25 protein-coding genes are annotated in these 20,588 nt (G+C 72.5%); 10 read left to right on the forward strand and 15 right to left on the reverse strand.

Annotation, left to right across the window (positions count from 1 at the left end; translation table 11 throughout):
• Window positions 1-9 precede the first annotated feature (9 nt).
• Both ACKUU6_RS08710 and ACKUU6_RS08715 read right to left on the reverse strand, forming a co-directional pair.
• Entirely contained in the window at window positions 10-132 is a 123-nt protein-coding gene (locus ACKUU6_RS08710) for an SGM_5486 family transporter-associated protein (protein WP_407987901.1), read from the reverse strand.
• 43 nt (window positions 133-175) lie between these two features.
• Complete coding sequence (locus ACKUU6_RS08715; RefSeq protein WP_407987902.1) at window positions 176-1,423, reverse strand: CynX/NimT family MFS transporter; 1,248 nt, start codon at window positions 1,421-1,423, stop codon at window positions 176-178.
• Between the two features lie 80 nt (window positions 1,424-1,503).
• Between ACKUU6_RS08715 and ACKUU6_RS08720 the strand changes: the two genes are divergently transcribed.
• Entirely contained in the window at window positions 1,504-2,169 is a 666-nt protein-coding gene (locus ACKUU6_RS08720) for a FadR/GntR family transcriptional regulator (RefSeq protein WP_407987903.1), read from the forward strand.
• Between the two features lie 53 nt (window positions 2,170-2,222).
• Here the strand turns inward: ACKUU6_RS08720 and fabI are convergent, their stop codons facing one another.
• Both fabI and fabG read right to left on the reverse strand, forming a co-directional pair.
• Entirely contained in the window at window positions 2,223-2,990 is a 768-nt protein-coding gene (gene fabI, locus ACKUU6_RS08725; protein ID WP_407987905.1) for an enoyl-ACP reductase FabI, read from the reverse strand.
• Between the two features lie 2 nt (window positions 2,991-2,992).
• Window positions 2,993-3,712, reverse strand: coding sequence for a 3-oxoacyl-[acyl-carrier-protein] reductase (gene fabG / locus ACKUU6_RS08730; protein ID WP_407987906.1), 720 nt, complete (start codon window positions 3,710-3,712; stop codon window positions 2,993-2,995).
• A gap of 299 nt (window positions 3,713-4,011) precedes the next feature.
• Here fabG and ACKUU6_RS08735 point away from each other — a divergent pair, with 299 nt between their 5' ends.
• From ACKUU6_RS08735 to ACKUU6_RS08750, 4 genes are all read left to right on the forward strand, one after another.
• Window positions 4,012-5,142 carry an MBL fold metallo-hydrolase gene (locus ACKUU6_RS08735; RefSeq protein ID WP_407987907.1) on the forward strand — a complete coding sequence of 377 codons (1,131 nt, stop codon included), beginning with the start codon at window positions 4,012-4,014 and terminating at the stop codon, window positions 5,140-5,142.
• Between the two features lie 122 nt (window positions 5,143-5,264).
• On the forward strand, window positions 5,265-6,818 hold the full coding sequence (locus ACKUU6_RS08740; protein ID WP_407987908.1) for a TldD/PmbA family protein: 1,554 nt from the start codon (window positions 5,265-5,267) through the stop codon (window positions 6,816-6,818).
• Window positions 6,818-8,215 carry a metallopeptidase TldD-related protein gene (locus ACKUU6_RS08745; RefSeq protein ID WP_407987909.1) on the forward strand — a complete coding sequence of 466 codons (1,398 nt, stop codon included), beginning with the start codon at window positions 6,818-6,820 and terminating at the stop codon, window positions 8,213-8,215. The genes ACKUU6_RS08740 and ACKUU6_RS08745 overlap by 1 nt, the downstream gene beginning before the upstream one ends.
• Entirely contained in the window at window positions 8,212-8,766 is a 555-nt protein-coding gene (locus ACKUU6_RS08750; protein ID WP_407987910.1) for an RNA 2'-phosphotransferase, read from the forward strand. Before ACKUU6_RS08745 ends, ACKUU6_RS08750 begins: the two co-directional genes overlap by 4 nt.
• Here ACKUU6_RS08750 and ACKUU6_RS08755 read toward each other — a convergent pair.
• Window positions 8,749-9,015, reverse strand: coding sequence for a GlsB/YeaQ/YmgE family stress response membrane protein (locus ACKUU6_RS08755; RefSeq protein WP_407987911.1), 267 nt, complete (start codon window positions 9,013-9,015; stop codon window positions 8,749-8,751). The genes ACKUU6_RS08750 and ACKUU6_RS08755 overlap by 18 nt on opposite strands.
• A 184-nt stretch (window positions 9,016-9,199) precedes the next feature.
• Between ACKUU6_RS08755 and ACKUU6_RS08760 the strand changes: the two genes are divergently transcribed.
• Window positions 9,200-9,529, forward strand: coding sequence for a DUF3099 domain-containing protein (locus tag ACKUU6_RS08760; protein WP_407987912.1), 330 nt, complete (start codon window positions 9,200-9,202; stop codon window positions 9,527-9,529).
• Between the two features lie 272 nt (window positions 9,530-9,801).
• Window positions 9,802-10,047, forward strand: a complete 246-nt coding sequence (locus ACKUU6_RS08765; protein WP_407987913.1) for a hypothetical protein — start codon at window positions 9,802-9,804, stop codon at window positions 10,045-10,047.
• 35 nt (window positions 10,048-10,082) lie between these two features.
• On the opposite strand, the gene moaA is transcribed toward ACKUU6_RS08765, so the two are convergent.
• From moaA to ACKUU6_RS08785, 4 genes are all read right to left on the reverse strand, one after another.
• Complete coding sequence (gene moaA / locus ACKUU6_RS08770) at window positions 10,083-11,072, reverse strand: GTP 3',8-cyclase MoaA (protein ID WP_407987914.1); 990 nt, start codon at window positions 11,070-11,072, stop codon at window positions 10,083-10,085.
• Between the two features lie 123 nt (window positions 11,073-11,195).
• Window positions 11,196-12,809 carry a cation acetate symporter gene (locus tag ACKUU6_RS08775; protein ID WP_407987915.1) on the reverse strand — a complete coding sequence of 538 codons (1,614 nt, stop codon included), beginning with the start codon at window positions 12,807-12,809 and terminating at the stop codon, window positions 11,196-11,198.
• Complete coding sequence (locus tag ACKUU6_RS08780) at window positions 12,806-13,159, reverse strand: DUF485 domain-containing protein (RefSeq protein ID WP_407987916.1); 354 nt, start codon at window positions 13,157-13,159, stop codon at window positions 12,806-12,808. Before ACKUU6_RS08780 ends, ACKUU6_RS08775 begins: the two co-directional genes overlap by 4 nt.
• 233 nt (window positions 13,160-13,392) lie before the next feature.
• The gene (locus ACKUU6_RS08785) at window positions 13,393-14,436 is read right to left on the reverse strand and encodes a zinc-binding dehydrogenase (protein WP_407987918.1); all 1,044 of its coding nucleotides are present in this window, start codon (window positions 14,434-14,436) and stop codon (window positions 13,393-13,395) included.
• Window positions 14,437-14,615: 179 nt separating this feature from the next.
• On the opposite strand from ACKUU6_RS08785, the gene ACKUU6_RS08790 reads away from it, so the two are divergent.
• From ACKUU6_RS08790 to ACKUU6_RS08800, 3 genes are read left to right on the forward strand one after another with little or no spacing between them, the layout of a single operon-like run.
• Window positions 14,616-15,605, forward strand: a complete 990-nt coding sequence (locus ACKUU6_RS08790) for a DEDDh family exonuclease (protein WP_407987919.1) — start codon at window positions 14,616-14,618, stop codon at window positions 15,603-15,605.
• 30 nt (window positions 15,606-15,635) lie between these two features.
• Window positions 15,636-16,415 (forward strand): SURF1 family protein, encoded by a 780-nt coding sequence (locus ACKUU6_RS08795; protein WP_407987920.1) that lies wholly within the window; start codon window positions 15,636-15,638, stop codon window positions 16,413-16,415.
• 28 nt (window positions 16,416-16,443) lie between these two features.
• Window positions 16,444-17,205 (forward strand): SDR family oxidoreductase, encoded by a 762-nt coding sequence (locus ACKUU6_RS08800; protein WP_407987921.1) that lies wholly within the window; start codon window positions 16,444-16,446, stop codon window positions 17,203-17,205.
• A 30-nt stretch (window positions 17,206-17,235) separates the two neighbouring features.
• On the opposite strand, the gene ACKUU6_RS08805 is transcribed toward ACKUU6_RS08800, so the two are convergent.
• From ACKUU6_RS08805 to ACKUU6_RS08830, 6 genes are all read right to left on the reverse strand, one after another.
• Window positions 17,236-17,850 (reverse strand): alkaline shock response membrane anchor protein AmaP, encoded by a 615-nt coding sequence (locus ACKUU6_RS08805; protein WP_407987922.1) that lies wholly within the window; start codon window positions 17,848-17,850, stop codon window positions 17,236-17,238.
• Window positions 17,847-18,380: a DUF6286 domain-containing protein gene (locus ACKUU6_RS08810; protein ID WP_407987923.1), complete on the reverse strand. Its 534-nt coding sequence runs from the start codon at window positions 18,378-18,380 to the stop codon at window positions 17,847-17,849. The genes ACKUU6_RS08805 and ACKUU6_RS08810 overlap by 4 nt, the downstream gene beginning before the upstream one ends.
• On the reverse strand, window positions 18,377-18,697 hold the full coding sequence (locus tag ACKUU6_RS08815; RefSeq protein WP_407987924.1) for a hypothetical protein: 321 nt from the start codon (window positions 18,695-18,697) through the stop codon (window positions 18,377-18,379). The genes ACKUU6_RS08810 and ACKUU6_RS08815 overlap by 4 nt, the downstream gene beginning before the upstream one ends.
• Window positions 18,697-18,888: a hypothetical protein gene (locus ACKUU6_RS08820; RefSeq protein WP_407987925.1), complete on the reverse strand. Its 192-nt coding sequence runs from the start codon at window positions 18,886-18,888 to the stop codon at window positions 18,697-18,699. The genes ACKUU6_RS08815 and ACKUU6_RS08820 overlap by 1 nt, the downstream gene beginning before the upstream one ends.
• A 41-nt stretch (window positions 18,889-18,929) precedes the next feature.
• Complete coding sequence (locus tag ACKUU6_RS08825) at window positions 18,930-19,394, reverse strand: Asp23/Gls24 family envelope stress response protein (RefSeq protein ID WP_407992070.1); 465 nt, start codon at window positions 19,392-19,394, stop codon at window positions 18,930-18,932.
• Between the two features lie 180 nt (window positions 19,395-19,574).
• A complete protein-coding gene (locus ACKUU6_RS08830; protein WP_407987926.1) occupies window positions 19,575-20,381 on the reverse strand; it encodes an enoyl-CoA hydratase/isomerase family protein in 807 nt (268 codons plus the stop codon).
• Between the last annotated feature and the right edge of the window lie 207 nt (window positions 20,382-20,588).

Here is a 20,588-nt window from a genome sequence, read left to right on the forward strand (position 1 = left end):
GACAGTCGGTCAGCCGAGGCTGCCGGCGATGCTGGCGATCACGCCGACCAGCACGACGATGCCGAGGATCACGCCGAGCAGCTGGAGCAGCTTCTTCTGGCCGTTCGGGGGGTTCGGTTCGAGTACGGGCATGGGCAGAAGTCTCGCATCCGTTCACACCGGCCCCGCCGCCAGGTCAGGCTTCGTCCTCGATGTGCCGCGCCCGGCCCGCCCGCAGGCCGACGGCCATCTGCGGGATCAGCAGCAGGGCCAGGAAGCCGAGCGGCAGGTACCACTGGCCGGTGACCTCGTGGATGGTGCCGACCAGGAGCGGGCCAGGGATGGAGATCAGGTAGCCGATGCTCTGGGCGAAGGCGGAGAGCTGGGCCACCCCGCCGGGGGTGCGGGCGCGCAGGCCGATCATGGTGAGGGCGAGCGGGAAGGCACACATGGAGAGGCCGACCAGGCAGGCCCAGAGCCAGGAGACGGTGCCCGCCGCGAAGGCGAGGCCGGTGTAGCCGACGATGCCGCACAGGGCCAGTACCACCACGAAGACCCCCTGCTCACCGCGCCGGACGGCGAGGTTCGGCAGGATGAACGAGGCCGGCACGCTGACCGCCATCACCAGCGCCAGCAGCACCCCCGAGCTGCCGTCCGAGACCCCGGCGTCCTGGTAGATGCTGGGCAGGAAACCCATGGTGGCGTACGCGCTGGTGGCCTGGAGGCCGAGGAAGACGGCCAGCGCCCAGGCGGTCCGGCTGCGCAGGATTGGCAGCTTGGTGGTCGCGGCGGGTGCCTCGGCCCCGCCGGAGCGGTCCCGCCGGAGGAACGCGGTGACCAGCCAGATCAGCAGGCCCGCCACGGCGAGCAGGCCCCAACTGCCGAGACCCTCGCGCCAGCTGCCGCCGAGCGCCTCGGTCAGCGGGACGGTGGCGGCGGCCGCGGCCGCCGTGCCGACCGAGAGCGCCATCGAGTACAGGCCGATCATCGGGCCGACCCGGTCCGGGAAGTACCGCTTGATCACCACCGGGATCAGCACGTTGGAGACCGCGACACCGGCCAGCGCCACGGCGGTCAGCAGCAGGAAGACCGCGGTGCCGCCGCTGAACGAACGGGCCAGCACGCCCAGCGCGATCGCGCCCATGCCGGCGGTCACCACCACGACCGGCCCGAACCGGCGGGACAGCGCCGGGGCGGCGAGGCCGAACAGCGCGAAGCAGAGCGAGGGGACCGCGGCGAGCAGCCCGGCCACCGTGCCGCTCATGTGCAGGTCCGCCTGGACCGGTTTGAGCAGCGGGCCGAGGCTGGTGACCACCGGGCGCAGGTTGAGCGCGGCCACCGCGACGGCCACCGCGAGCAGCCAGCCGAGGTGCCGGGGGGCCGGACGGGCGGCGGACGGGGAGGTCTCGACGGGCAGGTCGGTGGTCTCAGCTGCGGTGGACATGCAGCCCATCATAGAATGATGGGATGAATTTCCGCACCCCGCTATCCTGAACTTCTCCTTCCCACCTGACAGGGAGTCCGATGGCACTGTCGACCACCCGCCGCACACCCCTCTCCGACCAGGTGATCGGCCAGCTGCGGGCCCAGATCACCTCCGGCGAGTGGCCGGTCGGCTCCCGGATCCCCACCGAGGCGGCCCTGGTCGAGCAACTCGGGGTGGCCCGCAACACCGTCCGGGAGGCCGTCCGGGCGCTGGCCCACAACGGGCTGCTGGACATCCGGCAGGGCTCGGGCACGTACGTGCTGGCCACCAGCGAGCTGGCCGGGGTGATGCACCGCCGGTTCGCCGACGCCGACCAGGACCAGGTCGCCGAGCTGCGCTCGATGCTGGAGACCTCGGCGGCGGGGTTGGCGGCCGTCCGGCGTACGCCGCGCGACCTGGAACTGCTGGAGACCGCACTGGCCCGCCGCGAGGCGGCCTGGCACTCCGGCGTCGCCGAAGACTTCGTGCAGGCCGACGCCGCCTTCCACCAGGCCGTGGTGGCGGCCGCCCACAACGACGTGATCGCGGCGGTCTACGCGGACCTCGGCGAGGTGCTGCGGGCCCACCTGCGACACGACGTCGGCCCCGAGCTGATCGCGGACCGGTACGTCGGGCACGGCGGCATCCTGGACGCGGTACGGGCCGGGGACGCCGCCCGGGCCTCGGTCGAGGCAGGCCGGGCGATCGGCATGTGCGGCGAGTGAGACGAGGGAGGGGGTACGGGGCCGAAGCCCCGTACCCCCTCCCCGAACATGCGTCAGGCGCCGATCGCGTGCAGCCCGCCGTCGACGTGGATGATCTCGCCGGTGGTCTTCGGGAACCAGTCCGACAGCAGCGCGACCACGCCGCGACCGGTCGGCTCCGGGTCCGTGAGGTCCCACTTGAGCGGCGAGCGGTCCTCCCAGGTGGCGGCCAGGTCGGGGAAGCCCGGGATGGACTTGGCGGCCATCGAACCGATCGGGCCGGCCGAGATCAGGTTGCAGCGGATGTTGCGCTCGCCGAGGTAGCGCGCCAGGTAGCGGTTGGTCGACTCCAGGGCGGCCTTCGCCGGGCCCATCCAGTCGTACTGCGGCCAGGCGTACTGCGCGTCGAAGGTCAGACCGACCACCGAGCCGCCGTCCTGCATCAGCGGGAGCAGCGCCGTGGTGAGCGACTTCAGCGAGAAGGCCGAGACCTGCATCGCGGTCGCCACCGACTCCCACGGGGTGTTCAGGAAGTTGCCGCCGAGCGCGTCCTGCGGGGCGAAGCCGATCGAGTGGACGATGCCGTCCAGGGTCGGCAGGTGCTCGCGGACCTGGTCGGCGATGCCGGCCAGCTGCTCCTCGCTGGAGACGTCCAGCTCCAGCGTCTCCACCGGCTTCGGCAGCTTCTTGGCGATCCGCGCGGTCAGGCTCGGCCGGGGGAAGGCGGTGAGGATGATCTCCGCGCCCTGCTCCTGGGCCAGCTTCGCGGTGTGGAAGGCGATGGAGGACTCCATCAGCACACCCGTGACGAGGATGCGCTTGCCCTCGAGAATTCCACTCATGTTCAGTGACCCATGCCCAATCCGCCGTCGACGGGAATGACGGCTCCGGTGATGTATGCGGCCTCGTCGGAGGAGAGGAAGCGCACCGCGGACGCGACCTCGGCGGGCGCGGCGTAACGGCCCAGCGGCACGCCCGCGACGATCTCCTTGCGGCGCTCGTCGCTGAGCACCGCGGTCATGTCGGTGTCCACGAAGCCGGGGGCGACCACGTTGACGGTGATGTTGCGGGAACCGAGCTCGCGGGCCAGCGACCGGGCGAAGCCGACCAGGCCGGACTTGGAGGCGGCGTAGTTGGCCTGGCCGGGCGAGCCCAGCAGACCGACCACCGAGGAGATCAGCACGACGCGGCCCTTCCGGGCCCGCAGCATCTTGGCCGAGGCCCGCTTGACCACCCGGAAGGTGCCGGTGAGGTTGGTGTCCACGACGGAGGTGAAGTCCTCCTCCGTCATCCGGAGCAGCAGGGTGTCCTTGGTGATGCCCGCGTTGGCGATCAGCACCTCGACCGCACCGTGGGCGTCCTCGATCTCGGTGAAGGCGGCGTCCACCTGCGCGGCGTCGTTGATGTCGCAGCGGACGGCGATGACCTGGTGCTTGGCCAGCTCCTCGGGCAGCTCGCCCGAGCGGCTGGTGATGGCGACCTTGTCGCCCGCCTCGGCGAAGGCCAGGGCGATCGCGAGGCCGATGCCCCGGTTACCTCCGGTGACGAGAACCGAGCGGCTCACGGACACACCTCTCTCCGTAGTAGACCCACGACCGTAGACGCGGCACCTGGAGCGCCGGTCGAGCCGCTTGGGTACGCGTTGCGCGCGTACGCACTGTGACGCTATCGGTCGTCTCCGGCCTGCGACGAATCCAGCTCCCACAGGTCCGTCCGGCCCGAACTGTCGCATCCCGACAATGCGTGCACCCACCGATCTGCGGACGGAACGCCCGCACCGTACGGGAACACCCGCCGCGCCGAAGCCGTTGGCCTCGTGGGCCGGGTGCCGGCTTCCACGGACCGAGAGCGAAGAAGAGACGGATGAGCGAGCGACGACCCGGCAGCGGCAGGACCCTGCTGGCACTGGCCGCCCTGACTGCGGCGGCCGGCGCCGCCTGGGCGTTCCGTGAGGTACCCGCCTCCTTCGGCCGGCGGCCGGACGCGGCCGACCCCCGGGTGCGCAGCTCCCCGCAGTTCCGGGACGGCGTCTTCCACAACGCCCCCTCCGAGCTGGCCAGGACCGCCCCGGAGACGCCGGTGAACCGGGACACCCTGCGCCGGATGCTGTTCGAGCGCCAGGGCAAGCCGAGCGGTCCGGTGCCGCTGGCCCGGTTCGACGGCGGTGCGCAGCGGCCGGCCGCCGAGGGTGTGGAGATCACCTGGTTCGGCCACGCCTCGGCGCTGGTCGAGGTGGAGGGCAGCCGGGTGCTGCTCGACCCGATCTGGAGCGACCGCTGCTCGCCGTCCGCGCACATCGGCCCGAAGCGGCTGCACCCGATGCCGGTCGAGCTGGAGGAGCTGCCGCCGGTGGACGCGGTGCTGATCTCGCACGACCACTACGACCACCTGGACATGGCCACCGTCCAGCGGCTGACGGCGGCCCAGTCCGCGCCGTTCGCGGTCCCGCTCGGCATCGGCGGCCACCTGCGCCGCTGGGGCGTGCCGGAGCACCGGATCATCGAGCTGGACTGGGACGAGACCTGCACGCTCGGCGACCTGACGCTGACGCTGACCTCGGCGCACCACTTCTCCGGCCGGGGCACCACCCGCAACACCACGCTCTGGGGCTCCTGGGTGATCGCGGGCCCGAGCCGCAAGGTCTACTACACCGGCGACTCCGGCTACTTCGAGGGCTACGCCCGGATCGGCGAGCAGCACGGCCCGTTCGACGCCGCGCTGGTCCAGATCGGCGCGTACGACCAGGCGTGGGCCGACATCCACATGACGCCGGAGGACGCCGTCCGGGCCCACCTGGAGCTGCGGGCCGAGCTGCTGGTGCCGGTGCACTGGTGCACCTTCGACCTGGGCCTGCACCCGTGGGCCGAGCCGATCGAGCGGCTGCTCGCGGAGGCCAAGCACCAGGCGGTACCGATCGTGGTGCCCCGTCCCGGCCAGCGGGTGGACGTGGACAACCCGCCGGAGCTGGACGGCTGGTGGGAGTCGGTGGCCTGAACGACCGCCACCCCCGACGCGAGGTAAATCAGCTGGCCCAACTCCCTCCCGGCAGGACATGATGCGATGCGGGTGCCCCTGCCCGGGGCGCCCGCCATTCGTCCCCCGACCCAGGGAGCCCGATGCCCCCGACGCCCAGCACTGGCCGTACCCGAGGCCGTGCCGTCGATCCGCTGTTCCTCGCGTACCCGCTGCGCACCCTCGCCGACGCCGCCCTGGGCAGGGCGACGCAGCTGGGCGCCGCGCACGCCGACTTCCGGCTGGAGCGGGTCCGCAGCGCCGCCTGGCGGCTGCGGGACGCCCGGCCGTCCGGCTCCTCCGACAGCGTCCAGCTGGGCTTCGCGGTCCGGGTCCTGCTGGACGGCGCCTGGGGCTTCGCGGCCGGGGTGGACCTGACACCGGAGGCGGCCGTCAGGGTCGCCGAGCAGGCCGTGGCGGTGGCCCGGCTGTCAGGGGGCATCAGCCGTGCGGCCGGCGGCACCGACCTGGTCGAGCTGGCCCCCGAGCCGGTGCACCCGGACGCCACCTGGGTCTCCGCGTACGAGATCAACCCGTTCGAAGTGCCGGACGCGGAGAAGACCGCGTTGCTGGCCGAGTGGAGCAACCGCCTGCTGGCCGCCGACGGGGTGTCGCACGTCAGCGCGAGCCTGCTGACGGTGCAGGAGAACAAGTTCTACGCGGACACCGCGGGCACCGTCACCACCCAGCAGCGGATCCGGCTGCACCCGACCGTGGAGGCCACCTCGGTGGACGAGCGGACCGGCGCCTTCGACTCGATGCGCACGCTGGCGCCGCCGGTCGGCCGCGGCTGGGAGTACCTGCTCGGTGCCGGCTGGGACTGGGACGCCGAACTCGCCGAGCTGCCCGGCCTGCTGGCCGAGAAGATGAAGGCCCCGAGCGTCGAGGCGGGCCGCTACGACCTGGTGATCGACCCGTCCAACCTCTGGCTGACCATCCACGAGTCGATCGGTCACGCCACCGAGCTGGACCGCGCGCTCGGCTACGAGGCCGCGTACGCGGGCACCTCGTTCGCCACCTTCGACAAGCTCGGCTCGCTCAAGTACGGCTCCGAGCTGATGCACGTCACCGGCGACCGGACCGCCGAGCACGGCCTCTCCACCATCGGCTACGACGACGAGGGAGTGGCCACCCAGAGCTGGGACCTGGTCCGGGACGGCGTCCTGGTCGGCTACCAACTCGACCGGGCGATGGCCGAGTTGAAGGGCCTGGGCCGCTCCAACGGCTGCGCGTACGCGGACTCCCCCGGGCACGTCCCGGTGCAGCGGATGGCCAACGTCTCGCTCCAGCCGGCCGCCGACGGGCCGAGCACCGAGGGCCTGTTCGCCCAGGTGGAGAACGGCCTGTACATCGTCGGAGACCGCTCCTGGTCGATCGACATGCAGCGGTACAACTTCCAGTTCACCGGCCAGCGCGCCTACGCCATCAAGAATGGGCAACTGGCGGGTCAGGTCAAGGACTTCGCCTACCAGGCCACCACCACCGACTTCTGGGGCTCGATGAGCGCCGTCGGCGGCCCGGAGACGTACGTGCTCGGCGGCGCCTTCAACTGCGGAAAGGCCCAGCCCGGCCAGGTCGCGGCGGTCAGCCACGGCTGCCCGTCCGCGCTGTTCCGCGAGGTCAACGTGCTCAACACCCAGCAGGAGGCGGGTCACTGATGCCCATCGTCCACCCGCACGAACTGGTCGAGCGCGCGCTCGAACTCTCCCGGGCCGACGGCTGCGTGGTGATCGCGGACGAGGAGTCCACGGCCAACCTGCGCTGGGCCGGCAACGCGCTGACCACCAACGGCGTCACCCGGGGGCGCCGGCTCACCGTGATCGCCACCGTCGACGGCGCCGAGGGCACCGCCTCCGGCGTGGTGGCCCGCGAGGCCGTCACGCTGGACGAGGTGGAGAGCCTGGTCCGGGCCGCCGAGGCCGCCGCCCGCGACGCGGGCCCGGCCGAGGACGCCCAGCCGCTGGTGCCGAACCGCGAGTCCTCCGCCGACTTCACCGCTCCCCCCGCCGAGACCTCGATCGAGGTCTTCGCGGAGTTCGCCCCCGCGCTCGGCGAGGCCTTCGCCCGGGCCCGCCGGGACGGACAGCTGCTGTACGGCTTCGCCCGGCACGAGCTGACCAGCAGTTACCTGGGCACCTCCACCGGTCTGCGGCTCCGGCACGACCAGCCGACCGGCACGGTCGAGCTGAACGCCAAGACCGGCGACCTCTCCGGCTCCGCCTGGGCCGGCGCCGCCACCCGGGACTTCACCGACGTGGACGTGGCCGCGCTGCACGCCGAGGTCACCAAGCGGCTCGCCTGGGGCGCCAAGAAGATCGACCTGCCGGCCGGCCGGTACGAGACGCTGCTGCCCCCCACAGCCGTCGCCGACCTGATGGTCTACCTGAGCTGGTCCTCCGGCGGCCGGGACGCCACCGAGGGACGCACGGTCTTCTCGAAGCCCAACGGGGGCACCCGGATCGGCGAGCGGCTCAGCCCGCTGCCGCTCACCCTGCGCTCCGACCCGGCCCAGCCGGGCCTGGAGGCCGCGCCCTTCGTGCTGACCCGCGCCTCCGGCGAGGACAGCTCGGCCTTCGACAACGGCCTGCAGCTGACCGCCACCGACTGGATCAAGGACGGTGAGCTGGCCAACCTGCTGACCACCAGGCACTCCAGCGGCCTGACCGGTCTGCCGCTCACCCCGCCGGTCGACAACCTGGTGCTGGCCGTCGACGACCAGGATGGCGCGCCCACCCTGGACGAGATGATCGCCCGCACCGAGCGCGGCCTACTGCTCACCTGCCTCTGGTACATCCGCGAGGTGGACCCGGCGACCCTGCTGCTCACCGGCCTGACCCGGGACGGCGTCTACCTGGTCGAGAACGGCGAGGTGGTCGGCCAGGTGAACAACTTCCGCTTCAACGAGTCCCCGGTGGACCTGCTGAACCGGATCACCGAGGTCGGGCGGACCGAGCCCTGCCTGCCCCGCGAGTGGGGCGACTGGTTCACCCGCACCGCGATGCCCCCGGTCCGGGTGGCCGACTTCAACATGAGCTCGGTCAGCCAGGCGTCATGACCCTCGACGCGAAGCGGACCGTACGGGTCTCCAAGACGCTCTCCCGGGTACTCAGGCACGACCCGGCCTCGGTCGGCGTGACGCTCGACGAGGCCGGCTGGGTCGCGGTCGACACCCTGCTGGCCGCGCTGGCCGAGCACGGCACCCGGATCAGCCGGGCCGAGCTCGACCACGTGGTGGAGACCAACAACAAGCGGCGCTTCGCGTACTCGGAGGACGGCTCGGAGATCCGGGCCAGCCAGGGCCACTCGGTGGTGGTCGACCTCGGTCTGGCCGCCACCGAGCCGCCCCCGGTGCTCTACCACGGCACCACGGGGCGGTACCTGGACGCGATCTTCCGCGAGGGCCTGCGGCCGATGAGCCGTCAGGACGTCCACCTGTCGGCGGACGTCGAGACGGCCGTGCGGGTGGGTTCCCGGCACGGCCGTCCGGTGGTGCTCGCGGTCGACGCCGCCGCGCTCGCGGCGGCGGATCACCGGTTCCGGGTCAGCGCCAACGGCGTCTGGCTGACCGACGGGGTCCCGGCGGAGTTCCTAAGCCCGCTGGCGTGATCCCCAGACCGGGGCGATCACCACGATCAGCAGCACGGCGGCACCGAGCTGGAAGGCGTGCCGCCACCAGTCGAACCCCCGGGTGTCGGCCACGCCGAACAGGTGGGCGACCAGGTTGCCCAGCAGTGCCCCGACCATGCCGAGGACCACGGTCAGCCAGATCGGGATGTCCTGCCTACCGGGGATCACCAGCCGGGCGATGCCGCCCAGGATCAGCCCCTCGATCAGCGCCGAGATGATCGACCACATGTGAACTCCCGAGAGCGCGGCCCGGCGACCATCGACGGTGCCGCCCTTCTGGACCACAGTGTTGGCCGCACCGGGCCCACCCGCACCCCGGGTGAGCCGTTCCGTGGGCCCGCCCTCCTCCGACCGGGCGAACCAGGCGTACCGTGAGGAAGCCGGACCGGGTGCTGACGAAGGTGGTAGAGGCATGGGCAAGCGGGGCGAGGTCTTCCGGATCACCGGGGCGCGGAGCAGTCTCTCCGAGGACGTCCGGGGACGCCAGCGACGCTACGTGATCTCGATGCTGGTGCGTACCCTGTGCGTGCTGCTCGCGGTGGTGCTCTGGGACGTGCAGCGCTACCTCGCGTTCGCCGCGCTCGCGGGTGGGGTGCTGCTCCCCTACGTCGCGGTGGTGATCGCCAACGCCGGGCGGGAGCGGGCGCCGGGTCTGCCGAGCACCTTCGCCGTCCCCGCCGACACTCCCCTGATGCTCGGACCGGGTGGCACCGGCGGTGGCGGCGACCGCGGCGGGGCCTGATCATGCTGCCCGATTTGCCGCAATATCAAGCGATTTGACCGACAGAAAGCTCAGAACAAGCTCAGATTAATCTTGGCAGAGGCTAGGCAGGCGGCCTGTCCGGCGTGACATACTGCGTACGCGCTCCGCATCCCCCGTCGGAGCGACAGACCGACGCCGGGCGGCTCCCCCCGTGGCTGCCCGGCGTCGTCATGCCCCGCCCTCTGCTGGTTGCCGGCGGAGTGCGAGACTGGCGGTGCACACTCCCGCCCACGGCTCCAGGACGGCACACCATGGACACCCCCGCGCTCAGTCTCTTCGGCGGCCCGGCCGGCCTCGAGGGCCCGCCGGTCTGCTCGGGCAAGGGCTGCCGCAGGCCCGCCGAGTGGGTGCTGGTGTGGAACAACCCGAAGCTGCACACCCCTGACCGCCGAAAGACCTGGCTCGCCTGCGAGGACCACCGCGAGCACCTGTCGCAGTTCCTCGGCGTGCGCGGCTTCCTCAAGGAGACCGTCGCCCTCGACCAGTGGCAGGACTGACGGCGCAGGGCTGACGGCCCGTCAAGTACGGGCGGTCAGCCGCCGATCGCCGACATCGGGCGCTCGGGCTGCAGGAACTCCGGGTTGTCGATGCCCGCGCCCGCCTTCTTGCCCCACATCGCGGCCCGCCAGAGCGCGCCGATCTCGGCGTCGCTGCCGCCCTCGCGCAGGACGGTCCGCAGATCGGTCTCCCCGGTCGCGAACAGGCAGTTGCGGACCTGGCCGTCGGCGGTCAGCCTGGTCCGGTCGCAGGCCCGGCAGAACGGCCTGGTGACCGAGGCGATCACGCCCACGCTCGCCGGACCGCCGTCCACCAGCCACCGCTCGGCAGGCGCCGCGCCCCGCGCCGCCGACGGCTCGGGGGTGAGCGCGAAGCGGGTGTGCAGGCGGTCCAGGATCTCCTCGGCGGTGATCATCTGCGAGCGGTCCCAGCCGTGCTGGGCGTCCAGCGGCATCTGCTCGATGAACCGCAGCTGGTAGCCGTGCGCCAGGCACCACTCCAGCAGGTCGGGGGCCTCGTGGTCGTTGACCCCGCGCATCAGCACCGCGTTCAGCTTCACCGGGGTCAGCCCGGCGGCCTCGGCGGCGGCCAGCCCGGCCAGGACGTCCTGGTGGCGGTGACGGCGGGTCAGGGTGAAGAAGACGTCCGGGTCGAGGGTGTCCAGCGAGACGTTCACCCGGTCCAGACCGGCCGCCTTCAGTGCGGCGGCCGTACGGGCCAGACCGATGCCGTTGGTGGTCAGCGAGAGCTCGGGGCGCGGCGCCAACTCGGCGCAGGCGGCCACGATCGACACCAGCCCGGGCCGCAGCAGCGGCTCACCGCCGGTGAACCTGACCTCGGTGACGCCCAGGTCGGTGACCGCGATCGAGACCAGCCGGACGATCTCCTCGTCGCTGAGCAGCTCGCTCTTCCCGAGCCACTGGAGACCTTCCTCGGGCATGCAGTACGTGCAGCGCAGGTTGCACCGGTCGGTCAGGGAGACCCGGAGATCGACGGCCTGTCGGCCGAAGGTGTCGAGAAGCACGGTGTCGGCCCCCTTCCCATGGAGCGCAGCTGGCCCGGCCACCGGAAGTGGTGGCCGGGCCAGCTTAACTCCGTGGCCCCCAGGGGCAGGGGTGGCATCCGTCTGGCGGACGCCCGTCGGAGGTCAGTGCGCGCCGAGACCGGTCAGCGAACGGACCTCCAGCTCGGCCGCCTTGGCGGGGTCGGCCTTCTCCCTGGCCAGGACGGTGCCCAGCCAGCCGGCCAGGAAGCCGACCGGGATGGAGACCAGACCGGGGTTCTCCAGCGGGAACCAGTGGAAGTCGCTGTGCGGGAAGAGCGACTTGTCGGTGCCGGAGACCACGGTGGAGAAGAACACCAGGGTGACCGAGCTGACCAGACCGGCGTAGACCGAGCTGACCGCGCCCACGGTGTTGAATCGCTTCCAGAACAGCGAGTACAGCAGCGTCGGCAGGTTGGCCGAGGCCGCCACCGCGAAGGCCAGGGCCACCAGCGCGGCAGTGTTCAGCTTCTCGGCGAACAGGCTGAGCACGATGGCGACCGCACCGATCCCGATCGCGGCCAGCTTCGCCGAGCGGACCTCCTCCTTCTCGCTCGCCTTGCCGCGCCGGATCACGTTGGCGTAGAGGTCGTGGGCGAAGGAGGCCGAGGAGGCGAGGGTCAGCCCGGCGACCACGGCCAGGATGGTGGCGAAGGCGACGGCCGAGATGACCGCCAGCAGGATCGCGCCGCCGGTGGTGCCGCTGCCTCCGCCGAGGTGCTCGGCCAGCAGCGGGGCGGCGGTGTTGCCCGCCGCGTTGGAGGCCTTGATGACCTTCGGGCCGACCAGCGCCGCCGCGCCGAAGCCGAGCGCCAGGGTCATCAGGTAGAAGCCGCCGATGATGCCGATCGCCCACAGCACGGACTTCCGGGCCGCCTTGGCGGTGGGCACCGTGTAGAAGCGGACCAGGATGTGCGGCAGGCCCGCGGTGCCGAGCACCAGGGCGATGCCGAGACTGATGAAGTCCAGCTTGCTGGTCCCGGTGGCGCCGTACTTGAGACCGGGCTCCAGGAAGGCGGTGCTCTTGCCGGAGGCGTCGGCGGCCGCGCCGAGCAGGGCGGAGACGTTGAAGTTGTACTTGGCCAGCACCAGGACGGTCATCAGCGCGGTGCCCGCGATCAGCAGCACCGCCTTGACGATCTGCACCCAGGTGGTGCCCTTCATGCCGCCGATCGCCACGTAGATCACCATCAGCGCACCGACCGCGACGACGGTCCAACGCTTGGCGCTGTCGCCGCTCACTCCGAGCAGCAGGGCGACCAGCGAGCCGGCGCCGACCATCTGGGCGAGCAGGTAGAAGATCGAGACCACGATGGTGGAGATGCCCGCCGCGGTGCGCACCGGGCGCTGCTTCATCCGGAAGGCCAGCACGTCGGCCATGGTGTAGCGGCCGGAGTTGCGCAGCGGTTCGGCCACCAGCAGCAGCGCGACCAGCCAGGCGACCAGGAAGCCGATCGAGTAGAGGAAGCCGTCGTAGCCGAACAGCGCGATCGCTCCGGCGATGCCGAGGAACGAGGCGGCCGACATGTAGTCGCCGGAGATCGCCAGGCCGTTCTGGAAGCCGGTGAAGCCGCGTCCGCCGGCGTAGAAGTCGGAGGCGTCCTTGGTCTGCCGGCCGGCCCAGATGGTGATGCCCAGGGTGGCGAGCACGAAGATTCCGAACAGCGTCATGGTCAGACCGCGGTGTTCGGTCGCGGCGGTGGCCAGGGTGGTGGTCATTCGCCCGCCTCCAAGGAGTTGACGGCGGTGGCCCGCTCGCGGATCGCGGTGGCGGGCGGGTCCAGGCGGCGGTCGGCGAAGCGCGCGTACCAGGCGGCGATCGCGAAGGTGCTGGCGAACTGCAGCAGTCCGAGCGCCAGCGCCATGTTGACGTGCCCGAACAGCTTGATCCCCATGAAGGCGGGGGCGTAGCTGGAGAGCAGGACGTACAGCAGGTACCAGAGCAGGAAGCCGGCGGTCACCGGGAAGACGAACCCCCGGAAGGTCTTCCGCAGCGCGATGAACTCGGCGCTGTCCTCGATCAGTTGGCCAGGTGCCGGGGCACTGTCGGCGGCGGGCGGGCTATCCATTCGGCGTCTCCTGTGTGTTCGGGCGGCACTGGGGGAAACGAAGGGGACGTGAGGGGCGTCACAGTCGCAGGTCGGCTGCATGTTAGGGCTTGCCAACGATCGGCGACAGACCGCGTACACCATGTTGACCAGAAAAGGTCAAATGGCGGCACCGCAGTGCGGTGCCGCCATCCTGAGGGGCCGTCAGGCCCGGCTCGGGTTCAGACCCTGCTCACTTCGGACCGTGCTCACCTTCAGAAGGCGATCCGGACCTTGAGCGCCGAGCGGTCGTCCATCGCCCGGTAGCCGTCCGGCACTCCGTCCAGGCCGACCGTGCGGTCGAAGACCAGACCCGGGTTGATCGTCCCGGCCAGCACGTCGGTGAGCAGCTCGGGGATGTACGCGCGGGCGGGTGCGACGCCGCCGCCGATCGAGACGTTGCGGTTGAACATCTGGCCGATGTCCACGCCCGCGCTGCCGCCGTGCGGGACGCCGACGTAGCCGACCCCGCCGCCGTCCCGGGTGATCGAGATCGCGGTGCGCATCGACTCCTCGGTACCGACCGCCTCCAGGACGGCGTGCGCGCCCTGACCGTTCGTCAGCTCGCGGACCGCCTCGATCGCCGCCTCGCCGCGCTCGGCCACCACGTCGGTGGCGCCGAACGCCCGGGCGATGTCCGTCCTGGCCTGGTGCCGGCCGAGGGCGATGATCCGCCCTGCGCCGAGCCGGTGGGCGGCCAGCACACCGCACAGGCCCACCGCGCCGTCACCGACCACGGCCACCGTCGCGCCGGAGCGCACCCCGGCCGAGACGGCCGCGTGGTGGCCGGTGCTCATCACGTCCGACAGCGCCAGCAGCGAGGCCAGCAGCTTGTCGTCACCGACCGCCTCCTTGGGCAGCTTCACCAGCGTGCCGTCGGCGTACGGCACCCGGACCGCCTCGCCCTGGCCGCCGTCCGAGCCGACCTCACCCCAGAAGCCGCCGTGCGGGCAGGAGGTCTGCAGGCCCTCGCGGCAGAAGTCGCAGACCCCGTCCGACCAGACGAAGGGCGCGACCACCAGGTCGCCGGCCTTCACCCCGGCGACCTCACGGCCGACCTCCTCGACCACGCCGAGGAACTCGTGCCCGATCCGCTGCCCGGGCTGACGGGCCGCCACCCCGCGGTAGGCCCAGAGGTCGCTGCCGCAGATGCAGGCGTTCAGCACCCGCACCACCGCGTCCGTCGGCCGCTGGACCACGGGGTCGGGGACCTCCTCGATCCGGATGTCGTTCGGGCCGTGGATCACGGTGGCGCGCATGAGGGTTCTTCCTTCTGCTGGTGCATGGTGCGGGGTCGCCCTGGCGGGGCCACAACTAGGACCACATCGGCTCCCACGATATTCCGGGGTGTCACGTACGCCACTTTCGGCGCTCCGCAGCCCTCCGGAAGGCGCGGAACGACCTTGGGTGTGGGCGCGCGCCCTTAAGCTGGTCCACCATGTACGCGATCCAGTCCCCGAGCGGCGAACCCACCCGGGCCGCGCCGTTCCCGGCGCAGCGCAGCACCGAGCACGGTCAGGGCTTCGCCGTGGTCGACGTCGAGACCACCGGGCTCGGCCGCACCGACCGGGTCATCTCGGCCGGTGTCTACCAGCTGGACGCGCACGGCGAGGTCACCGACCACTGGTACACCCTGGTCAACCCCCAGCGTGACCCGGGCCCGACCTGGATCCACGGCCTGACCAGCAGGGAGCTGGCCGGGGCGCCGACCTTCCCGGAGATCGCCGACGAGCTGGGCGAGCGGCTGGCCGGGCGGGTGATGGTGGCCCACAACGCGCTGTTCGACTGGAACATGATCTCCCGTGAGTACTCGCGCGCCGGGCTGCGCGCCCCCGTCGAGCAGCGGCTCTGCACCATGGTGCTCTCCCGCGACCTCGGCCTGCCACTGCCCAACGGCAAGCTGGCCAGCCTGGCCGAGTACTTCGGCGTCCAGCAGCGCCAGGCGCACAACGCGCTGGACGACGCCCGAGTGCTGGCCGAGGCGTTCCGCCCCAGCCTGCACCTCGCCCGCCAGGCCGGTGTGCCGCTCCCGCTGACCACCTGCGTGGCCGTCACCGACCTGGGCGAGGACGTCTCCTCGCCGGCCAGGTCCGGGTACACCTCCTCCTACCGCCCGAGCCGCAAGCGGCCCGCCTGCCCGTACCCGAACCCGGGCCGCTGGGTCGACGGCAGCCCGCTGATGCAGGGCATGCGGGTGGCCATCACCGGCGACACCGCCACCGACCGGGAGCTGCTGGAGGACCGCGCCATCGAGGCCGGCCTGCACATCGCGTCCTCGGTCAGCCGCCTCACCAGCCTGCTGGTCACCAACGAGGCGGGCAGCTGGAGCGGCAAGGCGCGCAAGGCCCGCGAGTTCGGCACCCCGGTGGTCGGCGAGGACGCCTTCCTGCACCTGCTCCGCGAGGTGGCCCCCCACCCCGGTGTCTGAGCGCGGTGTAGGTGCGCGTAGTTTGCCGATGTGTACCGATTTCTGCTCTCCTGGCGCTGGGCGGGCTTCGCCCTGCTCGCCGTGTTGCTCGTCCCGGCCATGGTCGAGCTGGGCTTCTGGCAGTTCCACCGGCACCAGGACCGGGTCGCCCGCAACGAGCTGATCGCGCAGAGCCTGACCGCCGCGCCCGTGCCCTTCGACTCACTCTCCAAGCCCGGCTCCGCCGTACCCAGGGACCTCACCTGGCGCACCGTGAGCGCCACCGGACAGTACGACGGCGGACACGAGTTCGTGGTCCGCAAGCGGACCGAGCCCGGCGGCAGCAGCATCGGCTACTTCGTCATCACCCCGCTGGTCCTGGCCGACGGCCACGGCTCGGTCCTGGTCAACCGGGGCTGGGTGGACTCCGGCCAGGACGCCACCAGCTACCCGGCGGTCCCCGCACCGCCCACCGGCCAGGTCACCGTCACCGGCCGGCTGCGGCCCGACGAGAACGCCGCGGGCAGTGGCATCAAGACCCACGTGAAGCTGCCGGACCGTCAGTTCCACCTCATCGACAGCGGCCAGCAGGCCGAACTGACCGGCACCCCCGTGCTCGGCGGCTACCTGGAGCTCGCCGCCTCCACCCCCGCCCAGGGCGACTCCCCCGTGCTGCTGGAGGAGCCCGACCACTCCTCGATCGGCCCGCACATGGCGTACGCCGTCCAGTGGTGGCTGTTCGCCGGGCTGGTCCCGGTCGGCCTGGTGGTGCTGGCGCGCCGCGAGGCGCACTCCCCCGCACCGGTGGAAGCCGAACCGGTCGCCGTCTGACCCCCCGTCGATCGGGCAGGATGGCCCCATGGACCTAGGACTTCAGGACAGGGTGTACGTGGTGACCGGCGCGACCCGGGGCCTCGGCCTCGCCTCCGCGCGGGAACTGGTCGGCGACGGCGCCAGGGTGGTGCTCAGCGGCCGCACCAAGGAGGCGGTGGACGCGGCGGTCGCCGCCCTCGACGCCCCCGGCCGGGTGCACGGCGTGGTCGCCGACAACGCCGACCCGGCCGCCGCCCAGCAGCTGGTCTCCGCCGCCCGACAGACCTTCGGCCGTCTCGACGGCGTCCTGGTCAGCGTGGGCGGCCCGGCGGGCGGCACCGTGCTCGAGTCCAGCGAGGCGGACTGGCAGCACGCCTTCGAGACCGTCGTGCTCGGCGCCCTGCGGATCGCCCGCGCGGCGGCCGCCGCGCTCGGTGAGGGCGGGGTGATCGCGTTCGTCCTCTCCTCCTCGGTCCGCCAGCCCATCCCGGGCCTCGGCATCTCCAACGGCCTGCGGCCGGGCCTCGCGATGGCCGCCAAGTCCCTCGCCGACGAGCTGGGGCCGCGCGGCATCCGCGTCCTCGGCCTGCTCCCCGGCCGGATCGACACCGACCGGCTCCGCGAGCTCGACGCTCTGGGCGGCGACGCCGGCGCCGCCCGCGCCCGGGCCGGCGCGACCATCCCGCTCGGCCGCTACGGCACTCCGGAGGAGTTCGGCCGGGTCGCGGCGTTCGTGCTCTCGCCCGCCGCGTCGTACCTGACCGGCATCATGATCCCGGTCGACGGCGGGGCCCTGCGGTCCCTCTAGGGACACGTCCCGGAGCCCCGAAGCGGGTGCCTACACGACCCGGCGCGGTGCCGGTTCGCGGGGCGCCGTGCGGCCGATCCGGAGGCGGAGGTCGGTCGGGAGGTCCTGGCCGAGGGTGGTACGGGTGTGGGCGAGGGGGCCGGTCAGGAAGTCGTTCACCGCCGAGGCGGGGTCGCCGTCCGGGGTGAGGCGGACGGCCGCCCGCAGCAGCAGGCGGTTCGGACGGCCCGTCAGCCGGGCCTGCACGCGGGTGACTTCGGGCTGCGCCACCGTCTCGGTCTCGACCGCGTCGACCAGCGCGCGCGAGCGCACCCGTAGGGTCACCCCCTCCGCCGCCACCGGCAGCGACACCGAGCTCGGCCCGCTCCGCCGCGCCTGGGCGAACAGCCACCACAGGGCCAGCGCGACGGCCACCCCGAGCACCGCGAACACCACCGGCCACCACCAGCTCTCCCCCGACCACCGGGTGCGCGAGGCGTTGCTCAGCACCGGCTGGTCGGGTGAGGTGAGCGGCCACCAGTGGGGCATCCGTACGCCGAGCCTGCCGTAGAGGTCGAGGCCCCCGGCCAGCACCAGCACTCCGCCGGCCAGCACCAGGAGCCCGGCCAGGCCCAGCAGGATCCGGTTCACCGTCGGGCGGGTCATCGCCGCACCTTCCCGGTCCGGACGTCCAGCCGGTGTTCCCCGGCCAGCGGTACCCGGGCCAGCTCCGCCCGGAGCTCCCGCTGCACCTCGGCCGGATCGGCCGTCCCGGCCATCGTGACCGTGGTCCGTGCGCGCCGTACCTTGACCTTCAGCGAGCTGACCCCGTCCAGCCGGTCGGCCCGGCGGGCGAGCAGTGCGGCCACGCCGGACCGGTCGATCACCGCACCTGGCTGCCGCAGCGGCAGCCAGCGCCGCATCCCGGGCGCCACCGCGAGACCCAGCAGCAGCGCCCCGATCAGCACGGCCACCCCGGCGGAGATCAGCACCACCGGGTCGTCCAGGTGCAGGGTGGCCAGCCGGTGCGCGGTCTCGGCCCGCCAGGGGCGGGCCCGGTGGCCGGTGCGGACCGCGACCGCGTCGTACAGGAGGCCACCGCAGACCACCAGGCCGGCCACCACCACGAGTGCCGTCCAGCCGGTCCGAGGCGACCGCAACCGGCGAATCGGCACCGGCCCCTGATCCACCGTCATACCGTCGGCACCAGCCGTTCGACCACCACGACGACCTCGCCGACCGGGCGGCCGGTCAGCGCGGCCAGCTCCGCCGCCACGCCCGACCTGACCGCCGTGGCCAGCGCGTTCAGGTCGGACGGGAAGGGCAGTTCGACGCCGAGGGTCAGCCGGACCGGGTCGCCGGGGCCGGTCACCGAGATCCGCCGGACCGCGCCGGACCGGCCGAGGGCCTGTCCGGCGGCCCGCTCGGCCAGCCGGACCAGCACCCGGTCGGCGATCCGCAGCCGTCCGCGTTCCGCGGCCGGCACCGTCCTGGAGACCACCGCCGCCGACATCAGCGCCGCCGGTCGCGACCGCGCAGCAGCTCACCGAGGTCGTGGAGGTCGAAGTCGCCCTCGAGCAGGCGGCCGACCACGAAGCCGACCAGGCCGAGGACCGCGACCAACAGGAAAGCGGCGAACCCGCCGAAGTACCCGGCAAAGCCCAGGGCCATCCCCACCATCAGCCCGATCAGGCCGAGATTCATCCGCCTCTGCTCCTGTCCTGTCGTGTCGCGTCCTGCCGTGTCTACTGGACCCTGGGCCGCTGACCGCCGCCGACCGCCGATTCCTCTTCCTCGTCGCTGTCCGGGTCGTCCGGCAGGTGGACGTCGTTGACGGCGATGTTCACCTCGACCACCTCCAGGCCGGTCATCCGCTCCACCGCCGAGATGATGTTGGCCCGTACCTCGGCCGCCAGCTTCGGGATCACCACGCCGTACTCGACGATCAGCGCGATGTCGATCGCCGTCTGCCGCTCGCCCACCTCGGCCTTGATGCCCCGGCCGACGCTGGACTTGCCGCCGGGCACCCGGTCGCGCATGGCGCCGAAGGTGCGGGACAGTCCCGAGCCGAGCGCGTGGATCCCGGAGATCTCCCGGGCCGCCATGCCGGCGATCTTCTCGACCACACCGACCGCCAGCGCGGTACGACCACGCTCCTCGGCGGTCGGTGGGGCGGGGGCCGGGGCCTTGTGGGTGTCGGTCCTGGGCATCGCGGCGGGCGTCGGAGTGTCAGGCATGTCGGGCTCCCTGTCTGTACGGTCCAGCTATATCGCACATCAGCCCAACTCTGACATTGCGCCACGGCCGCCGCCCTCCGGAGACCTCCGGACAGCGCAACGGGCCCACCCCGACCGGGGTGGGCCCTTCCGTGCGTGGTGGGTGACCGGCCGTCAGTCGCCGAGGCCCGCCAGGTCCCGCAGGCGGCGGGCCTGCGCGGCCCGCTCGGCGGCCCGCTGCTCCTCGAAGGAGCGGTCGGCCGCGCCCTGGAGCAGCGCCTTGGTCTCGATCACCGCGCTGCGCGGCGCGGCCAGCAGGGCGGCGGTCAGGTCCCGGACGGTCCCGTCGAGTTCGGCGGCCGGGACGGCCAGGTTGGCCAGCCCGGTGCTGACCGCCTCCTCCGCGCCGACCCAGCGGCCGGTCGCGCAGATCTCCAGCGCCCTTGCGTAGCCGACCAGTTCGGTCAGCGGCTTGGTGCCCGCCAGGTCCGGCACCAGGCCGAGCGAGGTCTCCTTCATGGCGAACTGGACGTCCTCCGCCACCACCCGCAGGTCACAGCCGAGCGCGAGCTGGAAGCCCGCACCCACCGCGTGGCCCTGCACGGCGGCGATGCTGATCACATCCGCCCGGCGCCACCAGGTGAACGCCTCCTGGTACGCGGCGATGGTCTCGTCCAGGTCCTTGGCGTCCGCCGCGGCGAGCTCCAGGAAGCTGCGCTCCCCCGGGATGCCCTCGGGGCTGAACATCGCCCGGTCCAGGCCGGCCGAGAAGGAGACGCCCTCGGCCCGCAGCACCACGACCCGCACGGTGCCCGGCAGGCTGCGACCGATGCCGGCCAGCGCCCGCCACATCGCCGGGGACTGGGCGTTGCGCCGCTCCGGTCGGCAGAGGGTCACCACGGCGGTGTCACCGTCGAGTTCGAGCCGGACTCCGGCCTGCTCCCAGAGCTGCGGGTCGGTGTCCAGGGTGGGGGTGGTCATGGCGGTACCTCCGGCGACGGGGCGGCTGGCTACCGGAGAGTAACACTGAAAGGCTTACCGCTGGCCGGCGCCGCCGGACAGGCCCTCTCGGGCCCGCTCCCACAACACCGGGAACGACGATCGGCGGTCCGGGTCACCGGCCGCCGATTCGTCTCAAGCTGCTTGCTGCTCACTGAACTGCCGGCGCTCTGCACATCCGGCGCTGCC

Origin of the sequence: Kitasatospora sp. CMC57, from assembly GCF_045866025.2 — a bacterium.
Classification (GTDB): domain Bacteria; phylum Actinomycetota; class Actinomycetes; order Streptomycetales; family Streptomycetaceae; genus Kitasatospora.